At 62.4% G+C, this 25,720-nt stretch carries 25 protein-coding genes and 1 tRNA gene; 17 read left to right on the forward strand and 9 right to left on the reverse strand.

Translation table 11 applies throughout. From position 1 onward, the window contains the following. Window positions 1-174: 174 nt before the first annotated feature. Together ABIE62_RS13820 and ABIE62_RS13825 are read left to right on the forward strand one after the other, a co-directional pair. Entirely contained in the window at window positions 175-1,422 is a 1,248-nt protein-coding gene (locus ABIE62_RS13820; RefSeq protein WP_354326866.1) for a Y-family DNA polymerase, read from the forward strand. Continuing rightward, window positions 1,422-1,673, forward strand: a complete 252-nt coding sequence (locus ABIE62_RS13825; protein ID WP_354326867.1) for a hypothetical protein — start codon at window positions 1,422-1,424, stop codon at window positions 1,671-1,673. The genes ABIE62_RS13820 and ABIE62_RS13825 overlap by 1 nt, the downstream gene beginning before the upstream one ends. Before the next feature lie 286 nt (window positions 1,674-1,959). Here the strand turns inward: ABIE62_RS13825 and ABIE62_RS13830 are convergent. After that, window positions 1,960-2,034 (reverse strand) — tRNA-Thr (locus tag ABIE62_RS13830). 88 nt (window positions 2,035-2,122) lie between these two features. Between ABIE62_RS13830 and ABIE62_RS13835 the strand changes: the two genes are divergently transcribed. The 9 genes from ABIE62_RS13835 to ABIE62_RS13875 all read left to right on the forward strand — a co-directional run bounded on the left by ABIE62_RS13835 (window position 2,123) and on the right by ABIE62_RS13875 (window position 10,435). After that, window positions 2,123-2,290, forward strand: a complete 168-nt coding sequence (locus ABIE62_RS13835; protein WP_354326869.1) for a hypothetical protein — start codon at window positions 2,123-2,125, stop codon at window positions 2,288-2,290. Window positions 2,291-2,347: 57 nt separating this feature from the next. Further along, window positions 2,348-3,034 (forward strand): 2,3-diphosphoglycerate-dependent phosphoglycerate mutase, encoded by a 687-nt coding sequence (gene gpmA / locus ABIE62_RS13840; RefSeq protein ID WP_354326871.1) that lies wholly within the window; start codon window positions 2,348-2,350, stop codon window positions 3,032-3,034. Continuing rightward, entirely contained in the window at window positions 3,034-3,525 is a 492-nt protein-coding gene (gene purE, locus ABIE62_RS13845) for a 5-(carboxyamino)imidazole ribonucleotide mutase (protein WP_354326873.1), read from the forward strand. Before gpmA ends, purE begins: the two co-directional genes overlap by 1 nt. Window positions 3,526-3,574: 49 nt before the next feature. Further along, a complete protein-coding gene (locus ABIE62_RS13850; protein ID WP_354326874.1) occupies window positions 3,575-4,705 on the forward strand; it encodes a 5-(carboxyamino)imidazole ribonucleotide synthase in 1,131 nt (376 codons plus the stop codon). 10 nt (window positions 4,706-4,715) lie between these two features. Next, window positions 4,716-5,216 (forward strand): dihydrofolate reductase, encoded by a 501-nt coding sequence (locus ABIE62_RS13855; RefSeq protein WP_354326875.1) that lies wholly within the window; start codon window positions 4,716-4,718, stop codon window positions 5,214-5,216. After that, window positions 5,216-6,142 carry a bifunctional riboflavin kinase/FAD synthetase gene (locus ABIE62_RS13860; protein ID WP_354326877.1) on the forward strand — a complete coding sequence of 309 codons (927 nt, stop codon included), beginning with the start codon at window positions 5,216-5,218 and terminating at the stop codon, window positions 6,140-6,142. The genes ABIE62_RS13855 and ABIE62_RS13860 overlap by 1 nt, the downstream gene beginning before the upstream one ends. Window positions 6,143-6,334: 192 nt before the next feature. Beyond that, window positions 6,335-9,454 (forward strand): isoleucine--tRNA ligase, encoded by a 3,120-nt coding sequence (gene ileS / locus ABIE62_RS13865; RefSeq protein WP_354326879.1) that lies wholly within the window; start codon window positions 6,335-6,337, stop codon window positions 9,452-9,454. After that, entirely contained in the window at window positions 9,451-10,023 is a 573-nt protein-coding gene (gene lspA / locus ABIE62_RS13870) for a signal peptidase II (RefSeq protein ID WP_354326881.1), read from the forward strand. Before ileS ends, lspA begins: the two co-directional genes overlap by 4 nt. Beyond that, window positions 10,016-10,435, forward strand: coding sequence for a DUF3035 domain-containing protein (locus ABIE62_RS13875; RefSeq protein WP_354326883.1), 420 nt, complete (start codon window positions 10,016-10,018; stop codon window positions 10,433-10,435). Before lspA ends, ABIE62_RS13875 begins: the two co-directional genes overlap by 8 nt. Window positions 10,436-10,584: 149 nt before the next feature. Here the strand turns inward: ABIE62_RS13875 and ABIE62_RS13880 are convergent, their stop codons facing one another. Further along, window positions 10,585-11,895 carry a hemolysin family protein gene (locus ABIE62_RS13880; protein WP_354326943.1) on the reverse strand — a complete coding sequence of 437 codons (1,311 nt, stop codon included), beginning with the start codon at window positions 11,893-11,895 and terminating at the stop codon, window positions 10,585-10,587. A gap of 203 nt (window positions 11,896-12,098) precedes the next feature. Between ABIE62_RS13880 and ABIE62_RS13885 the strand changes: the two genes are divergently transcribed. Next, entirely contained in the window at window positions 12,099-12,794 is a 696-nt protein-coding gene (locus tag ABIE62_RS13885) for a YiaD family glycine zipper/OmpA-like lipoprotein (protein ID WP_354326886.1), read from the forward strand. Window positions 12,795-12,875: 81 nt separating this feature from the next. On the opposite strand, the gene ABIE62_RS13890 is transcribed toward ABIE62_RS13885, so the two are convergent. Beyond that, window positions 12,876-13,652 carry a 3'(2'),5'-bisphosphate nucleotidase CysQ gene (locus ABIE62_RS13890; RefSeq protein WP_354326888.1) on the reverse strand — a complete coding sequence of 259 codons (777 nt, stop codon included), beginning with the start codon at window positions 13,650-13,652 and terminating at the stop codon, window positions 12,876-12,878. A gap of 126 nt (window positions 13,653-13,778) precedes the next feature. On the opposite strand from ABIE62_RS13890, the gene sucC reads away from it, so the two are divergent. The 5 genes from sucC (at window position 13,779) to ABIE62_RS13915 (ending at window position 18,076) form a co-directional block, all read left to right on the forward strand. Then, entirely contained in the window at window positions 13,779-14,993 is a 1,215-nt protein-coding gene (gene sucC, locus ABIE62_RS13895; protein ID WP_354326890.1) for an ADP-forming succinate--CoA ligase subunit beta, read from the forward strand. Window positions 14,994-15,087: 94 nt separating this feature from the next. Beyond that, on the forward strand, window positions 15,088-15,834 hold the full coding sequence (locus ABIE62_RS13900) for an electron transfer flavoprotein subunit beta/FixA family protein (protein WP_354326891.1): 747 nt from the start codon (window positions 15,088-15,090) through the stop codon (window positions 15,832-15,834). A gap of 34 nt (window positions 15,835-15,868) precedes the next feature. After that, window positions 15,869-16,798, forward strand: a complete 930-nt coding sequence (locus ABIE62_RS13905) for an electron transfer flavoprotein subunit alpha/FixB family protein (protein ID WP_354326892.1) — start codon at window positions 15,869-15,871, stop codon at window positions 16,796-16,798. A 277-nt stretch (window positions 16,799-17,075) separates the two neighbouring features. Then, a complete protein-coding gene (locus tag ABIE62_RS13910; protein ID WP_354326894.1) occupies window positions 17,076-17,381 on the forward strand; it encodes a hypothetical protein in 306 nt (101 codons plus the stop codon). Between the two features lie 389 nt (window positions 17,382-17,770). Next, a complete protein-coding gene (locus ABIE62_RS13915) occupies window positions 17,771-18,076 on the forward strand; it encodes a hypothetical protein (RefSeq protein ID WP_354326896.1) in 306 nt (101 codons plus the stop codon). A gap of 30 nt (window positions 18,077-18,106) precedes the next feature. Here the strand turns inward: ABIE62_RS13915 and ABIE62_RS13920 are convergent, their stop codons facing one another. From ABIE62_RS13920 to ABIE62_RS13945, 6 genes are all read right to left on the reverse strand, one after another. Further along, on the reverse strand, window positions 18,107-19,405 hold the full coding sequence (locus ABIE62_RS13920; RefSeq protein WP_354326898.1) for a DUF445 domain-containing protein: 1,299 nt from the start codon (window positions 19,403-19,405) through the stop codon (window positions 18,107-18,109). 62 nt (window positions 19,406-19,467) lie between these two features. Then, window positions 19,468-23,043 (reverse strand): efflux RND transporter permease subunit, encoded by a 3,576-nt coding sequence (locus tag ABIE62_RS13925; protein ID WP_354326900.1) that lies wholly within the window; start codon window positions 23,041-23,043, stop codon window positions 19,468-19,470. Between the two features lie 78 nt (window positions 23,044-23,121). Further along, the gene (locus tag ABIE62_RS13930; RefSeq protein WP_354326902.1) at window positions 23,122-24,312 is read right to left on the reverse strand and encodes an efflux RND transporter periplasmic adaptor subunit; all 1,191 of its coding nucleotides are present in this window, start codon (window positions 24,310-24,312) and stop codon (window positions 23,122-23,124) included. Window positions 24,313-24,508: 196 nt separating this feature from the next. After that, the gene (locus tag ABIE62_RS13935; protein ID WP_354326904.1) at window positions 24,509-24,775 is read right to left on the reverse strand and encodes a GlsB/YeaQ/YmgE family stress response membrane protein; all 267 of its coding nucleotides are present in this window, start codon (window positions 24,773-24,775) and stop codon (window positions 24,509-24,511) included. A gap of 106 nt (window positions 24,776-24,881) precedes the next feature. Then, complete coding sequence (gene sciP / locus ABIE62_RS13940; protein WP_354326906.1) at window positions 24,882-25,181, reverse strand: CtrA inhibitor SciP; 300 nt, start codon at window positions 25,179-25,181, stop codon at window positions 24,882-24,884. Continuing rightward, entirely contained in the window at window positions 25,178-25,438 is a 261-nt protein-coding gene (locus ABIE62_RS13945; protein ID WP_354326908.1) for a hypothetical protein, read from the reverse strand. The genes sciP and ABIE62_RS13945 overlap by 4 nt, the downstream gene beginning before the upstream one ends. Between the last annotated feature and the right edge of the window lie 282 nt (window positions 25,439-25,720).

The following is a 25,720-nucleotide window of genomic DNA, read 5'->3' on the forward strand; positions in this document are numbered from 1 at the left end:
CCCAGATCGCCATGATGGCTCAGGCCCAAAGCCACGCCACGCTGGAGACGCTCGCCAAACTGCGTCAGCTGCGCAAGCAATCGATGCGGTTGACACAGGGCGGACAGCCAAACAGCTTGCAGATTTGTTCCTTATATGTTCTCTGGTCCGCCTCCCCTTGATTCGGCACACACCATGCGCAAACCCACAACCATTGAGCACCTGTATCTCGACTTCGACGGTTTCTTTGCCTCTGTCGAGCAGCAGCTAAACCCGCGTTTGCGCAACCGTCCTGTCGGCGTCATTCCCTATGAGGGCGGCGGCAAGACTTGCATCATCGCCGCGTCGCGGGAAGCGAAGGCGGCGGGCGTCAAGAATATAATGATGGTAGATGAGGCGCGGCAAATCTGCCCGGACCTTGTTCTGGTGCCCCAGCAACCCGCAATGTATCGGCGCGCCCACAACGCATTGGTGGCCGAGATTGACAGCATCGCCCCCGTGGACGTGGTGAAGTCGATTGATGAACTGGCTTGCCTGTTGGACGACGCACAACGGCGTGATCCCGAGGCGACGGCAGCGGCGATCAAGCGCGGTATCGCCAGCAACATCGGCCCCTTCATCACATGCTCGATAGGCTTTGCCGCCAATCGGCACCTGGCCAAGATCGCCTGCAAAGTGAACAAGCCTGATGGACTGACAATCTGGCATCCCGATTCCATGCCCGAACCGCTGTTCGCATTGCCGCTGGAGGACATTCCCGGCGTCGGCAAGCGGATGGTGCGGCGACTGGCGCAGGCAAGAATAGGCAGCACTCGCCATCTTTACGAAACCCAGCCCAAGCAAATGCGGGCGCTCTGGCGAAACGTTACCGGAGAGCGGCTCTGGTATGCCCTCCATGGTTACAGCATCACTGCGCCGGGAACGGGCAGGGGGATGTTCGGGCATGCCCGCGTGCTGCCCCCTGACCAGCGCCGCCTCGACGATGCCGAGCTAATCTCGCGCTTGCTTATGACCAAGGCCGCGCGCCGGATGCGCCGGGCCGGTTTCTACTGTGCAGGCATTTGGCTTTGGGTCCGCTCTTACGATCACGGCTGGAGCGAACAGCGCCGCCTTGCCATCGTGAACGATGATTGCGCGCTATTGCGGGGCTTATCCGACTTGTGGCGCTGCCTGCGCTCCAAGGTGCCAGCATCAATGCGCATCATGCGCGTTGGCGTGACTCTATTTGATTTGTCGCCAGCTTCGCAGCGCCAGTTGGATTGGCTGGAAAGCGACGATGCCGACCGGCAGCGGTGGGAGCGTGTAGGAGTGGCAATCGACGCGCTCAACACCCGCTTTGCCTCAACCGTTGTGAGCATCGGGCCATGGCAACCGCCCAAGGGAGGTAATGTTGGCGGCAAGATCGCGTTCACCAGGATTCCGTCTGCCGAGGACTTCTGGTGATGAACTGGAAAACCGATCTTCGCGCCGCCGATCTTGGGAATGACGTGCGGCTGGAACTGACATGCAAGCGATGTGGAGCCGTGCGGTTCTTGTCCCCCGACGTGATACTTGCCCATCACAGTGGTAGGCACCTCTATCTCGATCAAGTGGAAGTGCGGGCGCGTTGCAAGCAGCGCGGGTGCAACGGACCCATGCGCATGGCATTGGTCCGCAAGAGAGAAGCGAGCGGATTTGTCGGGGGCATCGCCTGACTTGGAGCCAAGTACATCAATCGGAACCGGAAGTGCATCGCTTTGAATTGAGATAAGCTTGTCGCATCCCGCCGCTGCAACCTATATGCTTCCACTCAGTACGAGCCCGTCTGCTGTTTGTGAGGAAGGTTCCGACAAGGTCCTTGGGAACCGTGCGCCGGAAATAGTAGGTCGAACCGACTTGATCGAGGTAGGAACACATGGGTTGGTCTCCGTTACAGATGTAACAGCCGACTGTCAAAAACCATTGTTTTCCAGATGTTTCCTAGGATTTCCTAGGGATACATGGTGCTGCTGGGGAGGATTGAACTCCCGACCTCACCCTTACCAAGGGTGCGCTCTACCACTGAGCTACAGCAGCGCCGGATCAGGCGCGCGCTATTGTCGTGCTCCCCTGCAATGTCAAGCGGGGGTTGATGGTGAGGCCAACTAACGGCAATGGGTTGCGCATGAGTGAAGACCCTCGCAAGAATATGTCCCGAGAGGCGCGTCTCGCCGCCAAACTGCGCGAAAACCTGCGGCGCAGGAAGGCGCAAGCGCGCGCGGTTGAAGGTGCCGGGGACGATTCGGACTTTGCGCCGATAGAAACCCTTCCCAATCGCGCTGACGAAAGCTAACCCCCGCGCTGTATTCTGATTAAAGGAGTGGGCGGCTCGGAACCCCTCGGAGAAAAAATGCACAAGCTCATCCTTGTCCGCCACGGCCAGAGCCAGTGGAACCTTGAAAACCGCTTCACCGGCTGGTGGGACGTTGACCTGACCGATCAGGGCGTGGCCGAGGCGAAAGCCGCAGGCGTGCTGCTGAAAGCCAAGGGCGTGCTGCCGACCCGCGCCTTCACCTCGGTGCAGACCCGCGCGATCCGCACCTTGCATCTGGCGCTGGAACAGGCCGGGCGGCTGTGGATCCCCGAGGTGAAAGACTGGCGGCTGAACGAACGCCACTACGGCGGGCTGACCGGGCTCGACAAGCAGGAAACGCGCGAGAAACACGGCGACGAACAGGTGCATATCTGGCGCCGCAGTTTCGATGTGCCGCCGCCGCCGCTGGAACCGGGCAGCGCCTATGATCTCGCGGCTGACCCGCGCTATGCCGGGATCGCGATCCCCAACACCGAAAGCCTGAAGCTGACGATTGAGCGCGTGCTGCCCTATTGGGAGGCTGCGATCCTGCCCGTGCTCGCCAGCGGCGAAACGGTGATTATCTCGGCCCACGGCAATTCGCTGCGCGCGCTGGTCAAGCATCTGTCGGGCATTTCGGATGACGATATCACCGGGCTGGAAATTCCCACCGGCCAGCCGATCATCTATGATTTTGATGCCGATATGGTGCCGGGGACGCGCTACTATCTGAAGGACGCGTGATGGAAATGACCGGGGGACGTGTCGCCATCGTGATGGGCAGCCAGTCAGACTGGCCAACAATGAAGGCTGCCGCCGAAGTGCTGGACGAGCTTGAAGTGTCTTATGAGGCGCGGATCACCTCAGCCCACCGCACGCCTGACCGGATGGCCGCCTTTGCGAAAGGCGCCGAGGGCGAAGGCTTCGATGTCATCATCGCGGGCGCGGGCGGCGCGGCGCATCTGCCCGGCATGATCGCCAGCATGACGCACCTGCCGGTGCTGGGCGTGCCGGTGCAGTCCAAGGCTTTGAGCGGCATGGATAGCCTGCTGTCGATCGTGCAGATGCCCGCCGGGGTGCCCGTCGGCACGCTGGCGATTGGTGAGGCGGGCGCGAAAAACGCCGGGCTGCTGGCTGCCGCGATCCTCGCGCTGGCTGATGAGGGCCTGTCCGAACGCCTGCAGGATTGGCGCGCCGCCAAAAGCGCCGCCGTGGCCGAGGTGCCGGTGGATTGACGACAGCAATCGTCCGGGCTGAACTTGTCGAGGCCCGGCATTTTTCTTTATGCCCCGCGTCGCAGAAGGTCAGCCCTTCGACAGGCTCTGGGCGAACGGGGTAAACAGTTTGGCGCTTGCAGCAGGCTCCACCATCGGCATTCTCGGCGGCGGCCAATTGGGCCGGATGCTGGCTGTGGCCGCCTTGCAGCTGGGGTATCGGGTAATCGGCTACGCGCCCGAAGGCGATAATGTCGCTGCCGATGCCTGCAGCGCCTTCATCACCGCCGATTGGGACGATGCCGCAGCGCTCGCCGATTTCGCCGACCGCTGCGATGTGGTGACGTGGGAGTTTGAAAACGTCCCACTCGCCGCTGTAGCTGCCATCCCCGAGCCATTGCTCGCCTGCCCGCCGCGCGCGCTGGAAGTGGCGCAGGATCGGCTTGCTGAAAAACGCTTCGTCGCTGATCTTGGCGCTATACCAGCCCCCTATGCACGGGTTGAAAGCGCGGAAGATTTCGCCGCCGCGATCACCGCTGTCGGCACCCCCGGCATCCTCAAGACCGCACGCGATGGCTATGACGGCAAGGGCCAATGGCGGGTGCGATCAGCGTTGGAAGCAAGCGGGGTAAGGTTCCCCGGAGTCCCCTGCGTCTACGAAGGCTTCGTCACTTACGAAACCGAATTTTCGGTGATTCTGGTGCGTGGGCGCGATGGCGCCATCCGGTTTTGGGATTCGACCGCGAACCTGCACGATGGCGGCATGTTGACCCGCGCGATCCTGCCCGCTGGCGCACTGGTCGAAGCGCAGGTGCCCGCCGCGCGCGAACTCGCCGCCAAGACCGCCAATGCTTTGGGTTATGTCGGGGTGCTGACGCTGGAGTTTTTCGCCACAAGGGACGGGCCGATCTTCAACGAAATGGCCCCAAGGGTGCATAATTCGGGCCACTGGACCATCGAAGGGGCGGCCACCAGCCAGTTTGAAAACCACATCCGCGCGATCTGCGGGCTGCCGCTGGGCGGCACCGTCACCCGCTTTGCCGCGATCGAATTGCGCAATATTGTCGGCGATGCGGCGCTGACAGCCCACCAGATTCTGGCCGAACCGGGCGAACCGCACCTGCACCTTTATGGCAAGCGTGAAGCGCGCGATGGACGCAAGATGGGCCATGTCACCCGCGTCGGACACGCCCTGAAATGACGCTGGGCAAATGAAACCGGAAATCGTCCTGATCTATGCCCGCGCCGCCAATGGCGCGATTGGCAATAACGGCACCCTGCCGTGGCGGCTGCCCGCCGATCTGAAACGGTTCAAGGCGCTGACCACTGGCAAGCCGATGGTGATGGGGCGCAAGACCTTTGAAAGCCTGCCCGGCCTGCTGCCCGGTCGCCGCCATATCGTGCTGTCGCGCCGCGATGGCTTTGCCGCTGAGGGCGCAGAGCTGGCCGGATCGGTCGAACAGGCGCTGGTGCTGGCGGCCCAAGGCAATGACAGCGGCGAAATCGCGGTGATCGGCGGGGCGGCGATCTATGATCTGTTCATGCCGATGGCCCACCGGATCGAACTCACCCAAATTCACGCGGGTTACCCCGGCGATACCTTCATGGCCGAACCGGGGCGCGGATGGGTATTGACCGCGCGTGAGGATCATGCGGCGGACGGCGCGCAGCCCGCGTTCTCGTTCCTGACCTTGCGCAGAGGACGTGCCTGATGCGCTGGCTCGATCACCGTGACCCTGTCCCCGATGCCCTGCACGGCGCTGTGATTGCGCTCGGCAATTTTGACGGGTTCCATCGCGGCCATCAGGCAGTGGCGGGCGCCGCGATCCGTTGGGCGCAGGCAGAGGGCCGCCCCAGCATCATCGCCACCTTCGATCCGCACCCGGTCGAGTTTTTCCGCCCCGATGTGCCGCCGTTCCGCCTCACCACCTTGGAACAGCGGCAGGAATTGTACCTGGCTGCGGGCGCGACCGCGATGCTGGTGTTCCATTTCGATGCCGAATTGGCCGGAACCAGCGCCGAGGATTTCATCACCCGCATCCTGATCGACCGTTTCGGCGCACACGGCGTGGTGACGGGGGGCGATTTCACCTTTGGCAGGCAAGCGAAGGGCGATGTCGCGCTGCTGCGCAGGCTTGGCGGCGAATTGGGCCTCACGTCGCGGGTGGTCGATCCGGTGGAGGATGGCGGAGAGGTGGTTTCCTCCAGCAATATCCGCGCGGCGCTGCGCGATGGTGATCCGCAATTGGCGGCTTCGCTGCTGACCCGGCCGTTCGCGATTCGCGGGATTGTCGAACACGGCGACAAGCGCGGGCGCACCATCGGCTATCCCACAGCCAACCTCGCCATTGATAGCTATCTGCGACCCAAATACGGCATTTACGCCGTAACAGGCCGGATTCTGGCAACCGGCGAGGTGCTGAAAGGCGCGGCTAATATCGGCATCCGCCCACAATTCACCCCGCCCAAGGAGCTGTTGGAGCCCTATTTCTTCGATTTCTCCGGCGATCTCTATGGGCAGGAAATCGAGGTCGCCTTCCACCACTTCCTGCGCGGCGAAGCGAAGTTTGACAGCCTTGAGGCGCTGATGGCGCAGATGGACAAGGATTGCGAACGGGCGCGGCGGTTGCTTGGTTAGCGGGTTCTCGCAGAGACCGCAGAGGAGCAGAGAACGCGGAGAGATGGTTTTGCGCCGCAGGCCCTTTGCCCCCGCTCCGGAAATGACGAAGCGGCTGCACCGCAGCGCAACCCCTCTGCGGTCTCTGCGCGAAACACCTTTTCCCAAGACAAATTGCGCAAAGCCCACGCGCCCGCTAAGGCCCGCCGCACCATGAGCGACGACACAGCAAACCGCGCCAAAGAAGCGAAAGACTACCGGGATACCGTCTTCCTGCCGAAGACCGATTTCCCGATGAAGGCCGGCCTCCCCCAGAAGGAGCCGGGCATTGCCGCGCGCTGGGAGCAGATCGGGCTGTATAACGCCCTGCGCGACGCAAGGCGCGGGCGCGAGAAGTTCATCCTCCACGATGGCCCGCCCTATGCCAATGGCGATATGCATATCGGCCATGCGCTCAACCATATCCTGAAAGACATGGTCTGCCGCACCCAGAACCTGCTGGGCAAGGACGCGCCTTACGTGCCGGGCTGGGATTGCCACGGGTTGCCGATCGAGTGGAAGGTTGAGGAGCAATACCGCAAGAAAAAGCTGAATAAGGACGAAGTCCCCGCAAAGGAATTCCGCGCCGAATGCCGCGCCTATGCGCAACACTGGGTCGATACGCAGCGCGAACAGCTCAAACGGCTCGGCGTCATGGGTGATTGGGACAATCCCTATCTCACCATGGACGCAGCTGCCGAAGGCACGATTGTTGCCGAACTGCTGAAGTTTGCCGAGGCCGGCAATGTCTATCGCGGGTCCAAGCCGGTGATGTGGTCGCCGGTGGAAAAGACCGCTTTGGCCGAGGCGGAGGTCGAATACGAGGACATCACCTCGACCCAGATCGATGTGGCGTTCGAGATTATCGAGTGCCCCAACGCCCCCGAACTGGTCGGCGCGCACGCGGTGATCTGGACGACGACGCCGTGGACGATCCCGGTGAATCAGGCTTTGGCCTATGGGCCTGAGGTTGATTACTCGCTGTTCGAGATCAAGACCGGGGAAATCGACGACAACCCTGCGCTGGAAGCATGGCGAGGCAAGCGCCTACTGGTCGCTACTGCATTGGTTCCTTCGTTCCTCAAGCGCATCGGCTGCGCATTCGACAATAGCGATTACGTTCATACCTTCTTCAAAGGTGGGACTCAATTCGCCGGCACCCTCGCCCGCCACCCGATCTACAATCTCCTCAAATCCCGTCACCCCGGCCCCCGAGCCGGGGTCCCGCTGCCTTCTGGCGGCGCGGACGAAACAAGCGGGACCCCGGATCAAGTCCGGGGCGACGTCGAGGGAGATGTTGGGGGGTGGGAAAAGGCGCTCGCATTTTATGCCACCCCGCGCCCGCTGCTGCCCGGCGACTTCGTCACCACCGATAGCGGCACCGGCCTCGTCCACATGGCACCCGATCATGGCGAGGACGATTTCGATCTGTGCAAACGCGCCAAAGACTTCGGACTTAAAGACCCCATCAACCCCGTCTTCGCGGTGATGGACGACGGGCGTTATCGCGACGACTGGCCATGGCTGGGCGGCGAAGACGAGCGGCGCATGAGCGTCATCAACCCCAAGTTCAACGCGCCCGAAGGCCCGATTTGCACCGACCTGCGCGAAGCGGGCGCGCTGCTCGCGGCCAGCGCGGACTACGCGCATTCCTATCCGCATTCGTGGCGTTCCAAGGCCAAGGTGATCTTCCGCTGCACGCCCCAGTGGTTCGTGCCGATGGACCGCACGATGGACTGGATCGAGCCCAAGACCCGCGCGGAAAAGGGCTGGGAGAACGAAGGCGGCGCGATCGACCCTTCCGAGGAAACCCTCTGCGCCTCCCCAACGCTGCGCGAACGCGCGATGGAGGAAATCGCGCGCGTCACCTTCATCCCCGAAAAGGGCCGCAACCGCATCGGCGCGATGGTCGAAGGGCGGCCCGACTGGGTGCTTTCCCGCCAGCGCGCATGGGGCGTGCCGATCACGCTGTTCGTGCGGCCCGATGGCACCTATTTGGCCGACCCAGAGGTAAATCACCGCATCATTGCTGCCGTCATGCAGGAAGGTGTCGATGCGTGGGAGGAAGCACGCAAGGCGGAGTATCTCGGCAGCGCGCACAACCCCGACGATTACGAGATGGTCACAGACATTCTCGACGTGTGGTTCGATAGCGGCTGCACTCATGCCTTCGTGCTGGAAAGCGGGCGCTGGCCCGATCTCACATGGCCCGCCAACCTCTACCTTGAAGGCAGCGACCAGCATCGCGGCTGGTTCCAGTCCTCGCTGCTGCAATCCTGCGCCACGCGCGGCCGCGCGCCTTACGATCAGGTGCTGACCCACGGCTTCACGATGGATGCCAAGGGCCGCAAAATGTCCAAGAGCGAAGGCAACACCATCAGCCCGGTGACGGTGATGGAACAGACCGGCGCGGACATCATCCGCCTGTGGGCGCTGTCGGTCGATTTCACCGAGGATCACCGCATCGGCGATGAAATCCTCAAAGGCGTCGGCGACCAGTACCGCAAGCTGCGCAACACCTTCCGCTACCTGCTCGGCGCGCTGGACGGGTTTGTGGGGGACATGAGCGATGCGGGCGCATTGCCCGAACTGGAAGTCTATATCCTCGCGCTGCTGGCGGAGCTGGACGCGAAGCTGAAAGCGGCGGCGGAAGATTACGACTTCAACCTCTACACCCGGTTGCTGGTCGATTTCTGCAACGAGGATTTGAGCGCGTTCTACTTCGATATCCGCAAGGATTCGCTCTATTGCGACGGGCCTGACAGCACCACGCGCAACGCCTATCGCACCGTGCTCGACCTGCTGTTCCACGCGCTGATCCGCTATGCCGCGCCGGTGCTGGTGTTCACCGCGGAAGAAGTGTGGATGACGCGCTATCCGCAAGACGGCGAGGCGGATGAGGACGGCCAGCGCGGTTCTGTCCACCTTCTCGAATGGCCGAGTGTTCCGGGCGTGGTGGTCGACACCGCCAAGTGGGACGCGCTGCGAGCCCTGCGCGATGCGGTCAACGAAGCGATCGAGCCGCTGCGGCGTGACAAGACCATCCGCTCCAGCCTCGAAGCCGAAGTGGTGGTGCCTGCTGGCGCGGTGCCCGAAGGCGTGTCTGACGAACAGCTCGCCGAATTGTTCATCACCGCGACAGTCTCACGCTGGCAGGGGGACGGCGTGATCGTGACCAAGACAACCCACCACAAATGCGGCCGCTGCTGGCGGCTGCTTCCCGACGTTGCCGAAGAGGCCGCGCTATGCAGCCGCTGCGATGCCGTGGTCGCAACATTGGACGGTGCCGCATGAGCGCGCTGTTCACCCGCAACCGTGTGATCGGGCTGGCGCTGGCCGCCTTCATCGCGGTAATCGATCAGGCGGTGAAATGGTATGTGATCGGCCCGCTGGCGCTGCGGCAGGTCGGCAATATTGATCTGCTGCCGTTCTTCGATCTCACCTACACCGAAAATCGCGGCATCTCGCTGGGGCTGCTGCAGGCGACCAGCATGGAAATGCGCTGGCTGCTGGTGCTGCTGACCGGCGTGATCGCGGTGGTGGTGCTGGTGTGGATGATGCGCGAAAAGGTGCTCGGCGATATTGCCGCGCTCGCCATGATCCTTGGCGGGGCGGTGGGCAATATCCGTGATCGCTATGATCTGGGCTATGTCATCGACTATGCCGATTTTCACATCGGGGATTTCCGCCCCTTCCTGATCTTCAACATCGCCGACGCCGCAATCACCATCGGCGTTGTCATTATCCTTGCCCGCAGCCTGCTGGTGCGCGACAAGGACGAAACCGAACCAAGCGCGCCGCCATTGGTGAATGCCGATGGCGCGCAAAGTGACGAGCCTCGTGGAGAGCCCAAAGATGCGTAAGTATGCTTGCCTAATTCTGCTGGCCGGGGCTTCGGCCATGCTGGCTGCCTGTGGCGGCGGCGGTGGTAACGGGGTGTTCAACCGTGAACGGCCCGATGAATTCGCTGTGCAGCGGCAGGCCCCGTTGGTGGTGCCGCCCGATTTCACCCTCACCCCGCCCACTCCCGGTGCCCCGCGCCCAAGTGAAGGCGCGGCGTCAGAGCAAGCGCTCGAAGCGCTGTTCGGCGGCCCTGCGCCGCGCAGCGGGATCGAAACCACCGCGCTTGACCGCGCCGGCAGCGCCGCGCCGAGCATCCGCAGCCAAGTGGGCGACACCGCCACCAACACCGTCGCCAAGGGCCGCGTGACGCGCGACATCATCGCCGCCCCCGAAGGCGACGGCGCATCGGCGCGGACGGTTATACCTTCTTGATTGTTCCGCACGCCGTCCGGCGTGCGAAATCCTCGCGGTTTTTTGTTTTGGCCCTCAGGCGCCGGGCGCGGGCCGTCCGGCCCGCTTGGCTTCGCGGCATAAGCCGCGGCGCGCGGTCGCGCTTGCGGTCGCGGTGCGGCCGTTGGGGGCTATTCTTCGTTAGTGCTGTTCTCGCGGCTCACCAGCAACTTGTCGATCCGGCGGCCATCCATGTCGACCACTTCAAACCGCCAGCCCTGATCGGTGAAAAACTCGCCCTCAGCCGGGAGTTTTTTCATCACCGACAAGGCATAGCCTGCCGCCGTGCCAAATTCGCGGTCCTCCGCGTAATCCAGCCCCAACCGGTCAGCCATCGCGTCAGCGGACAGCGAGCCTGATACCAGCAACGAACCATCCTCACGCTCAACCACCGAAGGCAGGTCGCCATCATCACTGTCGCTGGCGAAATTGCCGACGATCGCGGTCAGCAGGTCAACCGGGGTCACGATCCCTTCGAAATGGCCATATTCGTCGGTCACTGCCGCCATCGCCACTTCGGCTGATTGCAGCACCCGCAGCGCATCCATCGCATCAAGCTGATCGGGCACCACTTCAATCTTGCGCATCATCGCCCGGATTGACACCGGGCTGCCCGCGACCAGCGCGCCCAGCACTTCGCGCACCTTGACCACGCCGAGGATTGTGTCGGGCGAACCTTCGGCCACCAGCAGCAGCGAATGCGAGCTTTCCTCGATCGTCTCACGGATTTCCCCCGCCTCGGCGTCGGCCTCAATCCAGTCGACTTCGGTGCGCGGGGTCATCATTTCGCGCACCGGGCGTTCGGCCAGCCGCACCACCCCGGTCAGGATCTGGCGCTGTTCATCCTCGATCACACCAGACCGGGTCGCCTCGGCAAAGATCATCTGCAACTCTTCCGCCGTAACCGACGCTTCGCCCTTGGCGCGAATGCCGAACAGCCGGATAATCGCCGCCGAGCTTGAATCGAGCAACCACACCAGCGGGGCGGCAAAGCGCGAAAGCAACGCCATCGGCCGCGCCATGATCAGCGACAACGGCACCGCATTGCGCAGCGCCAGCTGCTTGGGCACCAGCTCGCCCACCACCACGCTGAGATAGGTGGTCAGCGCGATCACCACCGCAAACCCGGCTTCGTCGGTGAATTGCGGCGGCACACCCAGCGCACCCAGCCGTTCGCCCATTGGTCCGCCCAGGCTTGCCCCCGAATAGGCCCCGGCGATGATACCGATCAGAGTGATGCCGATCTGGACAGTCGAAAGAAACTTGCCGGGATCAGCAGCCAGATTGATCGCAGTCCGCGCGCTGGTTGATCCGGCCTCGGCACGGGCTTCGAGCGCGCTGGTCTTGGCCGATACAATCGCAAGTTCGGACATCGCAAACACGCCGTTGAGCACGACGAGCCCAAGAATGATCAACAGGTCGGCAAAGGGAAAGGGTGTCACGCCTGATGCGCTAGCACAAACTGGCGCGGTTGCCAGCAGGGCAATCGCGCGCGCGATCCACAGCCAGGCTGGCCCGACACCATTATTGTTCAACTCAGGTCAAGGCTGGCCCGCGCAATGGCGGCTACGACACGGCTTGCCGCAGCCTTGCCGCCGCACGGGCGGCGTGGCATTGTCGGCATTCGTTACTGGGAGGACAAGTCATGACATTTTCACGTATTTTACTATCAGGCACCGCCGCTCTGGCGCTGATTGGCACCAGCGCCTGCGTTACTGACCCGAATACCGGCGAAAAGAAGGTTTCGCGCACAGCCATCGGCGCTGGGCTGGGCGGCACGCTCGGTTATCTGCTTGGCGGCGTGGTTGGCGGCGATACCGCGCGCATTATCGGCGCAGGGATTGGCGGTTCGGCCGGCGCAGTGATTGGCAAGCAGTTTGATGATCAAATCAAGGAACTGAAGGAACAGACAGCTGGCACCGGCGTCGATGTCGAAGAAGTCGGCAATCAGGACGCCATCCTTGTCCGCTTGCCCGACGGTGTGACCTTCGCCACGGGATCAGCCGCGATCAACCCGGGCTTTCTCGATACGCTCAACAATGTCGCGGAAAGCCTGATCACCTATCCCAATAGCCTGATCGACGTTTACGGCTTCACCGATACCACTGGCTCGACTGCGCTGAACCAGCGCCTGTCCGAACAGCGTGCGCAGGCAGTGGCCGATTACCTCGCCGCGCGCGGGGTGGCCCGGGCGCGCATCGCGACGCAGGGATATGGTGAGCAGTATGATTATCTGCGCGTCAAAACCGGCGACAACATCAACGAACCGCTCAACCGCCGGGTGGAAATCAAGATCACCCCGATCAGCGAGGAAGACGTGGCTGCGGCGCGCAACCAATAATGGGTTGGGGCACGAGCGCGGCCGCGCTCGTGCCTCATCATTTCCCCCTCAGGCACCAGTTAGGATTGGGGGCTTTAACCCCTATCGCAGCGCCTTGGCCCGCTCAGCCAGCCGCTCCACCGCCGCAGCGTGGATCGCGGGCGAGCACACCAACACCCCGAAATCGCGCGGATCGTGCTTGTTGTAATCAAGCGGGCGTCCGAACGCGTCGCTCACCTGAGCGCCCGCCTCACGCGCGATCAGGGTCGCAGCGGCGATGTCCCATTCGAACCCCCAGCGCAATGTCGCGACCAGATCGGCGCGGTTATCAGCCACCATCGCAATCCTGAGCGCAATCGAATTGGGCTGTTCGACCGCCACCAGATCAGCGTCTTCTTTCGGCAAGCTGACCGTTGGCACCCGCGCTCCGGCAAATTGCGTGCGGGTGCTGGCGCGGATCGGCGCGTCATTCAACGTCGCGCCTTGCCCGGCCACCGCCACCCATTCCTCGCCCCGCGCCGGGGCCGCCAGCATCCCGATCAGCGGGCGTCCCGCGCTCACCAGCGCCACCGACACAGTCCAGCCGCTGCGCCCGGCGACAAAATCGCGGGTGCCGTCAATCGGATCGACCAGCCAGATCAACCCGCTATCGGTGCGCGCCTTGTCGTCGGCGGTTTCCTCCGACAGCCACGCCGCTGACGGCAGCAGCCGCAGCAATTCGCGCTTGAGAAAGCGGTCAACCGCCAGATCGGCGTCGCTCACCGGATTGCCGGGGGTCTTGTCCCAGCTCGCCAATGCGTGGCCCGCCCCCGGCCAGCGCGAATGGGCAATCCGGCCCGCCTCGCGGACGATTGCAAGAAGGCGATCACGGTCTATCATTTTTGGCAATCATGCTAGTGGCGCTGTTGCGCTTGCACAGAGCACTTTTCAAGAGGGCCGATCCGTGCTTAGGCCCCGCGCAACATCACCTCTCCCCCGGATCAGCATTAAAGGGATCGATACGCCATGAATGTCCACGAATATCAGGCCAAGGAACTGCTCAAGGAACACGGGATCGCGGTTCCGGCTGGCCATGCCGCACTCAGCGTCGCCGAAGCCGTCGAAGCCGCGAAGCAGCTGCCGGGGCCGCTGTATGTGGTCAAGGCGCAGATCCACGCGGGCGGGCGCGGCAAGGGCAAGTTCAAGGAATTGAGCGCGGACGCCAAGGGCGGCGTGCGGCTCGCCAAGAGCCTCGATGAGGTTGAGGCCCACGCCAAGGAAATGCTCGGCAATACGCTGGTAACGATCCAGACCGGCGATGCGGGCAAGCAGGTCAATCGCCTCTACGTTACCGATGGGGTCGACATCGCCAAGGAATATTACCTGTCGCTGCTGGTTGACCGCGCCACGGGCCGCGTCGCCTTTGTGGTTTCAACCGAAGGCGGGATGGATATCGAAGCGGTCGCGCATGACACGCCCGAACTGATCACCACCTTCACCATCGACCCGGCGCAGGGCTTCCTGCCGCACCACGGGCGCGCGGTGGCCTTTGCGCTTAAACTGACCGGCGATCTCAACAAGCAGGCGCAAAAGCTGGCGAAGCAGCTTTATGATGCCTTCATGGCGACCGATTGCGCGATGCTGGAAATCAATCCGCTGGTCGAAAGCGAGCCCTCTGGTGATTCTGGGGCAAATCTGCTGGTGCTCGACGCCAAGATGAGCTTCGATTCCAACGCGCTGTACCGTCACCCCGCGATCGAAGCCCTGCGCGACGAGACCGAGGAAGACCCGGCCGAAGTCGAAGCATCGCAATATGACCTCGCCTACATCAAGCTGGATGGCAATATCGGCTGCATGGTCAATGGCGCAGGCCTCGCCATGGCGACGATGGACATCATCAAGCTGAACGGGGCCTTCCCGGCCAACTTCCTCGACGTGGGCGGCGGCGCCACCACCGAAAAGGTGACGGCGGCGTTCAAGATCATCCTCAAAGACCCGGCGGTCGAAGGCATTCTGGTCAACATCTTCGGCGGGATCATGAAGTGCGACGTGATCGCCAACGGCATCGTGCAGGCAGCCAAGGACGTGAACCTGCAAGTGCCGCTGGTGGTGCGCCTGGAAGGCACCAACGTCAACGAAGGCAAGGCGATCCTGAACAATTCGGGCCTCGCCATCGTCAGCGCGGATGATCTGGGCGATGCCGCGCGCAAGATCGTTGCCGAAGTGAAGAAGGCCGCCTGATTCAAGCGCGCGCCCAACTTGACGTTTACGTAAACGCAAGTTAGGCGGGCGACCAATGCGTAACCAGTGATTCTTTGAGAGGAAGGAACGCCCCATGAAGATCCTCGTCCCCGTCAAGCGGGTGATCGATTACAACGTCAAACCGCGGGTCAAGGCCGACGGCAGCGGCGTTGATCTTGCCAACGTCAAGATGAGCATGAACCCGTTCGACGAAATCGCGATCGAGGAAGCCATCCGCCTCAAGGAAAAGGGCGCGGCCACCGAAATCGTCGCCGTGTCCGTCGGCCCGGCCAAGGCGCAGGAAACGCTGCGCACCGCGCTCGCCATGGGTGCAGACCGCGCGATCCTGGTGGAAAGCGACGAAGAGGTTGAACCGCTCGCCGTTGCCAAGATCCTCAAAGCCATCGCCGATGAAGAAGCCCCCGGCCTCATCATCCTTGGCAAGCAGTCGATCAGCGACGATTCGAACCAGACCGGCCAGATGCTCGCAGCGCTGATGGGCCGTCCGCAAGGCACCTTCGCCAACACCGTTGAGGTGGACGGCGATTCCGTGACGGTGAAGCGCGAAGTCGATGGCGGCTTGCAGACCGTGAAGTTGGCGATGCCCGCGATCGTCACCACCGATTTGCGCCTGAACGAGCCGCGCTATGCCTCGCTGCCGAACATCATGAAGGCGAAGCAAAAGCCGCTCGCGAACAAGACCGCTGCCGATTACGGCGTCGATCTGACCCCTCGCCTCACCACGCTCAAGGTCGCAGAACCGCCGGTGCGTCAGGCGGGCGAAAAGGTCGCCGACGTTGCCGCGCTGGTTGAGAAGATCAAGGCACTCGGCATCGCGTAAGCGCGCCAGCCCTCAGGAAAAGGAACGGATCGACATGAAAACCCTCGTTCTCGTCGAACATGACAACGCCAAGCTGCACGACGCGACCCTCGCGGTCGTCACCGCTGCATCGAAGCTGGGCGAAGTGCACCTGCTGATCGCGGGCCACAATTGCGGCGGCGTGGCAGAGGCTGCCGCGAAGATCGCTGGCGTGGCCAAGGTGCACGTCGCAGATGACGCCGCCTATGCCAACGGGCTGGCCGAAAACGTCGCCCCGCTCGCCGCGGCGCTGATGGAACATCACGACGCCTTCCTCGCGCCGGCCACCACCAGCGGCAAGAACATCGCCCCGCGCGTTGCCGCGCATCTCGATGTGATGCAGGTATCGGAAATTCTCTCGGTCGAGGGGCCGAAGACCTTCACCCGCCCGATTTACGCGGGCAATGCCATCGCCACGGTCGAATCGACCGATGCCAAGCTGGTGATCACCGTGCGCGGCACTGCGTTTGACAAAGCGGCGACCGAGGGCGGTTCGGGCACCATCGAAGCCGTGAGCAGCGCAGGCGATGCGGGCATTTCCAGCTTCGTCAGCTCGGAAATCGCCAAGAGTGAACGCCCCGAACTGACCAGCGCCAAGATCATCGTATCGGGTGGCCGCGCGTTGAAGGATGCCGAAACGTTCGAAAGCATCATCACGCCGCTGGCGGACAAGCTTGGCGCAGCCATCGGCGCGAGCCGCGCGGCGGTCGACGCGGGCTATGTCCCCAACGACTATCAGGTCGGCCAGACCGGCAAGATCGTTGCCCCGCAGGCATATTTCGCCATCGGCATTTCGGGCGCGATCCAGCACTTGGCCGGGATGAAGGATTCCAAGGTCATCATCGCCATCAACAAGGACGAAGACGCCCCGATCTTCCAGGTCGCGGATATCGGGCTGGTCGCGGATTTGTATGCCGCCGTGCCGGAGTTGACGAGCGCATTATAACTAAGAGTTATTTTGCGACTTAATCCGAGACCCAACGTATTCGGAGCCCGCGAGTCCAAGACTCGCGGGCTTTTTTTATGAGTCAAGTCCCGGACACATATTTTCGGTGAATCATTTAGGTGATTGGCTCAGCGGAGCTTATTGCATCAACAGATTGAGTCAGCCCTCGCGGCGACCTCCTGCCTGACGAGCACAAAGCGCGCTAATTCGTGCGTAACAAAATGACTTGCAGCGAGATTAACTATTGCGCGGACGGCGAAGCCTGCTATGTAGGGGCATGGAAGAAATCCTACCGTCAGATATTGGCTCGCGCTTTGGTGATCTTGATGATTTACCCGAAGCGCTGTTGCGTCAGATTCCCGCCACTCGGATTGATGAAACCGAGCAGGAGATTATCGATCTAATCAAGGGCGTGTTTGATGGAATTGCCTCAGTGGATGAGGTGCTGGTCGGCCTGTATCGACAGACCGGCGTAGTCCACGAACGCAAAAAGCTTGCGAGCAAGCTTTACCGAATGGTCAACTCGAAGCCCCCGCTACTTGAGGCGGTGCCGAAAAAGAGGGGGGTCTATCGAGTGACATGAAGTTTGGGGCCGCCGGTTGCTGCCGACGACCCCAAACGAGGTGGACACGCCACGCTCATGCTTTCTACAAGCCCGAGCACTTTAGTGGCCCTCACCTTTTTCCGCAAGCCCCGCGTGTCCTCGACGGCTTGCAACATGAAAGGTGTTCTCAAATGAACATCCACTCAAGGGCTCGTGCGCCCATCGGCACGACCGCACGGACCGGTTCTCGTTGTCCGGAATCCGGAGTCTGGCAGTCTCAGACTTCGCCCTCGACCACCGCACCCATTGCCCAGAGCAATGTCATGCCTCCGTATCGGGGCAACGCGGTCACGTGGAAGCTCGTGCGTTACGCATGAAACTGGCGGCGCGGTCTTCGGACCGCGCCGTTTTGCGTTGAAGGACACATCATGGATATCAACAATCGCTCCCGCGAGGAGCATATTGCTCGTGCAGTTGAAGATTTTCTTCGCCATGTCGGCGGGTCTGCCACCATTTCCCAAATCAGGCGTGTGTTGCCGCAACATGCAGCCCTCACTCCGCAAGATCGCAGGCCATCCACTACCCGTCCGGGCGAGGAATTATGGGAACAGCAGGTTCGCAACATTGCCTGTCACCGGGACAGCGAAGGGAACTTCGTCAAGGAAGGTCGAATTCGCTGGTCGCCAGGCAGACTGTCGCTTCCAGGCTATGGGCAGATCGGCCTGTTCAACTAATCCGCTGAGGGGGTGTCGTGAGACACCCCCTCACAGCACCGTCGTAATAAAATGCAGCGTCATTCCCACCAGCCCGCCGACCAGCGTGCCGTTGATGCGGATGAACTGGAGGTCGCGGCCCACGGCGCTTTCGATCCGGCCGGTAATCGTCACCGCGTCCCAGCGCTTGACCGTTTCTGACACCAGCGTGACGATCTGCCCGCCGTAACGGGTGGAGACGCCCACCATCGTGCGGCGGGCGAAGCGGTTGATCTGGTGTTGCAGCCGCGCGTCGGCTTGCAGCGCCTCGCCCAATTCGCCGAGCATCACGCGCATTTCCTCGCCCATCCCACTTTCGGGATCGCGCGCGCGGGTGATCAGTGACCGGCGGATACGCTCCCACACGCCGGTCCACCACACCGCCACCGCCGGATTGGCGATCAAATCGCGCTTCATTTCTTCCACCTTGGCGCGGGTTTCGGGGTCGTGCTGCAAATCCTGGCCGAGCTTTTGCAGCCCTTCCTCGATCTTGGCGCGCAGTGGGTGGTGCGGATCGATCAGCACCTCGGCGAGCAATTTATAGAGCCCGTCGAGCACGCTGGAGGAAATCGTCTTGTCGAGGCCCGTCCAGCGCAGCACGCCTGCCACGCGCTGATGGATGATCTCGCGCAGCGTATCCTCGTTATCCTCGATAGTGAGGCCCGCCCAGCGCACGAAACCATCGATCAGCGGCTGGTGGCGCTTGTCCGCCATCGTCGTTTCGATCATCCGCCCGGCGAGCGGGGCGATGTCGAGCTTGGCCAATTGCCCCGCCAGCCCGCTGCGCACCTGATTGCCGAGCCGGTCGGGATCGAGCGATTCGAGCACCTCGGCCAGCAATTCCGCCGCGCCGCTGGTGATGCGTGAACGTTCGTCAATGCTGCCATCCGCGCCGCGTTCGGGCGAGGCGGCCAGAAACTCGCCCGCCGCCTTGGCGATGTTCATTCCCGCCATCCGCCGCGCGACCACCGAGGGGGTGAGGAAGTTTTCGCGCAGGAATTGCGCCATCGTGTCGGCAATGCGGTCTTTGTTGTCAGGGATGATCGCGGTGTGCGGGATCGGCAGGCCCAGCGGATGGCGGAACAGCGCGGTCACCGCGAACCAATCGGCCAGCCCGCCGACCATTGCGGCTTCGGCAAAGGCGTTGACATAGCCCCACGCCGGATGCGCCGCCTCCAGCCCGTGGGTGGCGATGAACACCACCGCCATTGCGGCCAGCATCCCGGTGGCCGTCCAGCGCATGCGCCGCGCGCGGTCTGCGGTCAGCGGCTCTCCGCCGAAGGTCAGGGGCCTCAGGGAACGTGTCGCCATGGGCCGTCTTTAGCCCGGTTCCGGCCTGTCAGTCACGTCTTTAGCGATCACGCCCTTAACGCTCACTCGGCCGGTTCTGCCCCCGGCGGCGCGCGCCGCGCAGGGGCCGGCTTGGCACCGCCGGGCAGGCCGGGGAACGGTTGATCAGGCGCGAGCTGCGGGCGGGTGTCATCGCCCGGCTTGTAAGTCAGCAATCGCGACCGCAGCCATGGCCCGATGCGCTTTTCAAACCCGTCAGCCAGACTGAAGCCCGCCGGCACGATCAGCAGCGTCAGCAGCGTTGAGAGCACCAGCCCGCCGATCACCACGATACCCATCGGCTGGCGCCACGCCCCGTCACCGCTCAGCGACAGCGCCACCGGCACCATCCCGGCGGTCATCGCCACGGTGGTCATCACGATCGGCTGCGCGCGCTTGTGGCCTGCATCAATGATCGCCTCAAGCTTGGGAACGCCCTTGTTCATCTCCTCGATCGCGAAGTCGATCAGCAGAATCGAGTTCTTCGACACGATGCCGAGCAGCAACAGGATGCCGATATAGACCGGCATTGATTGCGCCTGACCCGTCAGCCAGATCAACAGCACACCCCCGAGCGGCGCGAGCGCCAGTGAGGTCATGTTGACCAGCGGGCTCATCAAACGCTTGTAGAGCAGCACCAGCACTGCGAACACCAGCAACACGCCCGAAACGATCGCTATGACCAGATTGGTGAGCAGTTCGGCCAGGAATTCTTCTTCGCCCACCACGTCACGGATGACGCCCACGGGCAGGTCTTGCAGCACCGGCAATGCATCGATCTGCGCCTGCGCTTCGCCCTTGAGCACGCCCGCAGCAAGGTCTGCGCCGACCAGAACACGGCGGTTCTGGTTATAACGCTGGATCGCGGTCGGCCCGGAACCGAAGGTTATTTCCGCCACCCGGCTCAGCGGAACCGATCCGCCATTGGCGGTGGGTACCGGCAGGTTTTCGATGGTGCGAAAATCGGTGCGGGCTTCTTCGGACAGGCGCACTACGATCGGGATCTGGCGGTCCGAGAGTGAGAAACGCGCCGCGTTCTGTTCAATCTCCCCCAAGGTCGCGATGCGGATCGTCTGCGACAGCGCGGCGGTGGTGACACCGAGTTCGGCAGCGATCTTGTCACGCGGGGTGATGATGATTTCGGGGCGGTTCAGATCGGCGCTGATGCGCGGGGCGACCAGCGAACGCAGGCCTTTCATCTCCTCAACCAGCCGGGTCGCGGTCTGTTCGAGCAGCACCGGATCGGAGCCTGCGAGCATCACTGTCATATCGCGACCTGCACCAAATCCGCGTGACTGCGATTGAAACCGCACACGGGCATCGGGAATCTTGGCGAGTTCGGGGGCGAGCTCGCGTTCGAACGCGATCGAAGTGCGTGCGCGATCTTCCTTGAGCCTGATGAAAATCGAGGAAGTTTCGCCCTGTCGGATGCGTTCCAGCAGGAGCTCAACCTCGGGCTCCTGCCGCAATCGCTTGGCCACGCCATTGACGACCCGCTTGGTCTCGGCAAGCGTGGTGCCCGGCACCATCTCGATTTCGACCCGGCTGTTCTCGGTGTCGATGCTGGGCTGAAATTGCGGCGGAGACTGTCCGAACAGCACAATCGTGATCAGGAACGAAAACCAGCCAACCGCCAGCATCCACACGCGGTGATCATAGAACCGCGCGGTCATCCAGCGCACGCCCTGTGCAAACCGGCCAGAACCGCCAGCGGGCAGCTCAATCGCCTTGAACGCCAGCCACCCGGACAGGAATGACAGGCCCGAGACCAGCAGCACGATCACGATCTCGAAGATCTTGGCGACCAGCTTGTACACGAAACCATTGGTATCGCTCGAAACGGCGGTGGCGATCTGCTTGTGCACGTCAAGCCCGATCAACCCCTTCCACAGCGGGGCCGCACCAGCGGAGTCTGCGATCAATCCGCTCACCGAACCGCTGAACATTTCAAACATGGTGAGGGCGGGCACGATCAGCAGGGCGATCACGGTCAGCAACAGGGCAAACATGTAAAATGTCCGGTGGCGCGGGCCATCAAGCCCGGCGCGGCGCGCGGCCATTTTACCGGTGTCGAGCGTCCAGGTCAGCACCTGCATATAGCGGTCGATCCAGCGCCCCTTGCCGTGGTCGGCATGGCCTTTGGCGTTGAGAAAATAGGCCGCCATCAACGGCGTAATCATCCGTGCCACGGCAAGGCTCATCAGCACCGCGATCACCACCGTGATCCCGAAATTCTGGAAGAACTGGCCGGAAATCCCCGGCATCAGGCCGACCGGCAAAAATACCGCCACGATGGAGAAACTGGTGGCGACCACCGGCAGGCCGATTTCGTCGGCCGCATCGATGCTGGCCTGATAGGCGGTTTTGCCCATGCGCATATGGCGCACGATATTCTCGATCTCCACGATCGCATCATCGACCAGCACGCCTGCCACCAACGCCAGCGCCAACAGCGACAGGAAGTTGAGGTTGAAGCCCAGCAGGTCCATGAACCAGAAGGTCGGGATCGCCGATAGCGGGATCGCCACCGCGCTGATGAAGGTCGCGCGCCAATCGCGCAGGAACAGGAACACCACCACGACCGCCAGAACCGCGCCTTCGACCAGCGCCCAGATCGAGGTGTTGTACTGGGCGCGGGTGTAGGTGGTGCTGGTTGCCAGTTTGATGAACTTCACGCCATCATTCTCGGCCTCGATCTTGTCCATCTCGGCCAGCGCGGCATCATAGACGGTAAGATCAGACGCGCCGCGCGCGCGGCTCATGGCGAAATTGACAACTTCCTTGCCGCCCACTTCGCTGATCGAATTGCGTTCGGAATAGCCGTCGCGAACTGTCGCTACATCGGCCAGCCGCACGGTGCGACCACCGCCGAGCTGGATCTGGGCCTGCGACAGTGCAAAGGCACTGTCCGAATTGCCGAGCACGCGCAGCGACTGGCGTGTGCCGCCAATTTCGGCAAGGCCGCCCGCCGCATCGATGTTGGTCTGGCGCAGCACAGCGTTGATCTGTGACGCAGTGACCCCAAGCGACTGCATCCGCGCCGGATCGAGGATCACCTCGATCTCGCGGTCAACCCCGCCAAAGCGCGACACTTCGGCCATGCCCTCGATTTTCAGAAGCCGCTTGGCAATGGTGTCGTCGATGAACCAGCTGAGCTGTTCAATCGTCATGTCATTGGCTTCGACCGCAACATAGCCAATCGGCTGGCCCACCACGTTGATCTTGCTCACGCGCGGCTCAAGGATGCCGTCGGGCAGGCTGCCGCGCACGCCGTCAATTGCGGTTTCAACCTCGTTGACCGCTTCGATCAGGTTTGTGCCGATCTCGAATTCGACGAAGGTATTGGAACTGCCTTCGCGCGCGGTCGACTGGATCGAATTGACCCCGTTGATCGCACGCAGCGCGCTTTCAACACGCTGGGTGATCTGGTTTTCGATCTCGGTCGGAGAAGCGCCGGGTTGAACAATCGTGACATTGACCGCCGGGAATTCGACATCCGGGTTATCAGTCACATCCATCCGTAGAAAACTGACGATCCCGGCAAACAGCAGGCCGGTGAACAACACCAGCGGAATCACCGGGTTGCGGATCGACCAAGCCGAGATGTCGCGTAAAGCCATGATGTTCTTGCCTGTGTTGCGCGGTTCTTGCGTATCAGTCAGTCAGTTACGCGGGCCAGCCGCGCGGGGACGAAAATTTTACTTCTTGAGCGGTTGGGGGTTGACCGTTTCACCGGGGTTGAGAAACCCGCCGGCGCGCAGCACGACGCGTTCGTTACCCGAGAGGCCTGCGGTAATAGCGATTCCGTTTTTGGTCACCGCGCCGGTTTTGACGCTGCGCCGCTCCGCCTTGTTATCTTCGCCGACGATATAGACAAAGCTGCCGTCGTCATCGGCCAGTACTGCACTTTCAGGCAATAGCGTGGCAGTGAAGCTGCCGCTATTGATGCGCGCCGTGGCAAAGCCGCCGGGACGCAATGCCGATGCGAAGGGCAGTGCGATCCGTGCAATGCCCTGCCGGGTCGCCTGATCAATTACCGGAGAAAGCTGCCACACCTGTCCTGTAAAGGTCTGTTCTGATCCGGTCGGGGTCACGCTGGCAATTGTGCCTACCGACAAGCTTGCGAGCTGTTCTTCGCTGAGCTGAGCGAGCATTTCCATCTCCCCGCCGCTGGCAATGGTGAACAGCGCGCCGGTGCCTGGGCTGACCGTCTGCCCGGGCTCGACTTCGCGCGCCAGCACATAGCCCGTCGCGGGGGCAACAATATTCAACCGCTGGTTGCGGGCGCGCAGTTCGCGCAGCTGCGCTTCGGCGACCCTGACCCGCGCTGCCGCAGCATCACGGGTGGCGGTCAACCGGTCGACATCGGCCTTGGACACAAACCCGCGTTCAACCAGTTGCAGCGAGCGATCAAGATTAGCCTGCGCGATATTGGCATCAGCCCGGGCGACTTCGACCTGGGCCGCCTGCGCTTCGGCCTGCTCCACCTGCACGCTGCGATCGATCACCGCCAGCACTTGCCCTGCCTGCACCCAATCGCCAGCATCAACGGTAACGCGCAGCACTTGCCCGCCTTCACCGACCACGCCCACCGGCATCGGCCGCCGCGCGGCGAGCGTGCCGGGTGCTTCGATTTCGCCCGATATGCTGGTCTTGCCGGGAGTGATGACTGTGACCGAGGGGGCCTGTGAATTATCATCGCCAACTGCCACCGGCTCTCCTCCGGCAATGGCGAAATAGGCCGCAATCGCCAGCAATAGCCCAAACAGGCCCAGCCCACCGATCAGCAGCCAGCGCGGGATCACAGGTGCCGACAGCGTGCGCGAACCGCTGAAATCGGTGCTCACGCCGTCGGCCGCCTCAGCCGTGATCGTCGTCTCGTAATTCATCGCCGTTCCCTCACTCAGACCGATCCCCCGGAGGGTTCCGCACGTCCTGGAGTGTATTACCTCTATAAGTCACCAAGCGCAACGCCTGATAGAACGTCGCGCTGTTTCGGGCAATGCACGCATCGACCGGTGACTTTCAGCCTAGACGAAGGGCGCGCAGGCAGGTTCCCCGCGCGAAATCAGCGATGAAGCGGTTTCAGCGCACCTTGCCGCGTCGAATCAGGTTGACGATGCCGAGCAGCACAACGGCGCCAAGCACGGCGATGAGCAGGCCAGTGATCGAAAATTCCTGAACGCTTCCGCTGATCCCGAGTAACGGGCCGGCAATCAGATTGCCAATGACCGAGCCGACGCAGCCAACCACGATGTTTGCGAAAATACCCATCGACGCATCGCGATTCATGACCAGACTGGCGAGCCAACCAGCGACACCGCCGACAATTATTGCGATGATCCAACCCATAGCATCTCTCCCTGTTTGGCGGGGCCGAAGTTGGCTTGGCCGCCATCAGGCAATGCTAGCGGGTTTTGGCCGCGAATATCAATACAAGGATAGCGTTACGCTGGATTCAATATTTCAGCTGGCGTTCGTAAAGGTCGCGGTAATGCTGGATTCTGGTGACCCTGAGGCCATGCATCCCCGAACGATCAACCGCGCGCTGCCACGAGGCAAATTCCTCAAGCGTCAGGCCATAGCGCGCCAGCGCTTCGTCGAGCGTCAGCAGGCCGCCATTCACCGCCGCGACCACTTCGGCCTTGCGCCGCACCACCCAGCGCCGGGTGTCGGGAGAAGGCAGGTCGGCAAGGGTCAGCGGCTCGCCGAGCGGGCCGATTACCTGTGCGGGGCGGATGTCCTGGTTCTCAATCATTGCATTTCTTTCGCATCGCCTGAACGGTTTGCATCATTGGAGTCGAGCATGTCATCCAAGGCTTTAGATTGCTCTAAAGCATCATGGTTAACGTCGGGTTCGTTATCTTCGAGCAGTGCAAAATAACTGGCGGCGGCATCGCCAAAGCTCGCGGCGCTACCTTCGATCAGGGCTTGCACTTCGTTGCGCAGCAGCAGCCTGAGGTCACGTGCGGCATTGAGCCGGGCGGTGATTTCGCTCCATTCGACCGCGCGCAACGCATCGCCTGCGCGCCGGGGCCCGCGCGATTCGAATCGCGCTGCCGACATCGCCTGCACAACGCGGTGCACGCGTGCACCTTCATCAGCCCGAACGCCGCCCGCAAACGCGCGGTAGGGGGTGGAAATGGAGTTTGCTTTCTCGAACATCACCGCCCTGCATAAGGCCAGTGCGTCAAGATCGGGTAAAGCCGCCATTTACCTGGCCTTAGGAATAGTGCTGGCCTGTGCGGCAACCCTGCCGCCTGTTCACACCTCTGGCGAAGATCGCAGGAGGTCGCT

The sequence above is a fragment of the Porphyrobacter sp. MBR-155 genome (genome assembly GCF_040547625.1).
Lineage (GTDB): Bacteria > Pseudomonadota > Alphaproteobacteria > Sphingomonadales > Sphingomonadaceae > Erythrobacter.

What these genes read in the sequence shown, in the direction of transcription:
- ABIE62_RS13820 (WP_354326866.1), top strand. Translation starts at nt 175, where the DNA reads ATGCGCAAACCCACAACCATTGAGCACCTGTATCTCGACTTCGACGGT.
- ABIE62_RS13825 (WP_354326867.1), top strand. Translation starts at nt 1,422, where the DNA reads ATGAACTGGAAAACCGATCTTCGCGCCGCCGATCTTGGGAATGACGTG.
- ABIE62_RS13835 (WP_354326869.1), top strand. Translation starts at nt 2,123, where the DNA reads ATGAGTGAAGACCCTCGCAAGAATATGTCCCGAGAGGCGCGTCTCGCC.
- gpmA (WP_354326871.1), top strand. Translation starts at nt 2,348, where the DNA reads ATGCACAAGCTCATCCTTGTCCGCCACGGCCAGAGCCAGTGGAACCTT.
- purE (WP_354326873.1), top strand. Translation starts at nt 3,034, where the DNA reads ATGGAAATGACCGGGGGACGTGTCGCCATCGTGATGGGCAGCCAGTCA.
- ABIE62_RS13850 (WP_354326874.1), top strand. Translation starts at nt 3,575, where the DNA reads ATGCCCCGCGTCGCAGAAGGTCAGCCCTTCGACAGGCTCTGGGCGAAC.
- ABIE62_RS13855 (WP_354326875.1), top strand. Translation starts at nt 4,716, where the DNA reads ATGAAACCGGAAATCGTCCTGATCTATGCCCGCGCCGCCAATGGCGCG.
- ABIE62_RS13860 (WP_354326877.1), top strand. Translation starts at nt 5,216, where the DNA reads ATGCGCTGGCTCGATCACCGTGACCCTGTCCCCGATGCCCTGCACGGC.
- ileS (WP_354326879.1), top strand. Translation starts at nt 6,335, where the DNA reads ATGAGCGACGACACAGCAAACCGCGCCAAAGAAGCGAAAGACTACCGG.
- lspA (WP_354326881.1), top strand. Translation starts at nt 9,451, where the DNA reads ATGAGCGCGCTGTTCACCCGCAACCGTGTGATCGGGCTGGCGCTGGCC.
- ABIE62_RS13875 (WP_354326883.1), top strand. Translation starts at nt 10,016, where the DNA reads ATGCGTAAGTATGCTTGCCTAATTCTGCTGGCCGGGGCTTCGGCCATG.
- ABIE62_RS13885 (WP_354326886.1), top strand. Translation starts at nt 12,099, where the DNA reads ATGACATTTTCACGTATTTTACTATCAGGCACCGCCGCTCTGGCGCTG.
- ABIE62_RS13890 (WP_354326888.1), bottom strand. Translation starts at nt 13,652, where the DNA reads ATGATAGACCGTGATCGCCTTCTTGCAATCGTCCGCGAGGCGGGCCGG.
- sucC (WP_354326890.1), top strand. Translation starts at nt 13,779, where the DNA reads ATGAATGTCCACGAATATCAGGCCAAGGAACTGCTCAAGGAACACGGG.
- ABIE62_RS13900 (WP_354326891.1), top strand. Translation starts at nt 15,088, where the DNA reads ATGAAGATCCTCGTCCCCGTCAAGCGGGTGATCGATTACAACGTCAAA.
- ABIE62_RS13905 (WP_354326892.1), top strand. Translation starts at nt 15,869, where the DNA reads ATGAAAACCCTCGTTCTCGTCGAACATGACAACGCCAAGCTGCACGAC.
- ABIE62_RS13910 (WP_354326894.1), top strand. Translation starts at nt 17,076, where the DNA reads ATGGAAGAAATCCTACCGTCAGATATTGGCTCGCGCTTTGGTGATCTT.
- ABIE62_RS13915 (WP_354326896.1), top strand. Translation starts at nt 17,771, where the DNA reads ATGGATATCAACAATCGCTCCCGCGAGGAGCATATTGCTCGTGCAGTT.
- ABIE62_RS13920 (WP_354326898.1), bottom strand. Translation starts at nt 19,405, where the DNA reads ATGGCGACACGTTCCCTGAGGCCCCTGACCTTCGGCGGAGAGCCGCTG.
- ABIE62_RS13925 (WP_354326900.1), bottom strand. Translation starts at nt 23,043, where the DNA reads ATGGCTTTACGCGACATCTCGGCTTGGTCGATCCGCAACCCGGTGATT.
- ABIE62_RS13930 (WP_354326902.1), bottom strand. Translation starts at nt 24,312, where the DNA reads ATGAATTACGAGACGACGATCACGGCTGAGGCGGCCGACGGCGTGAGC.
- ABIE62_RS13935 (WP_354326904.1), bottom strand. Translation starts at nt 24,775, where the DNA reads ATGGGTTGGATCATCGCAATAATTGTCGGCGGTGTCGCTGGTTGGCTC.
- sciP (WP_354326906.1), bottom strand. Translation starts at nt 25,181, where the DNA reads ATGATTGAGAACCAGGACATCCGCCCCGCACAGGTAATCGGCCCGCTC.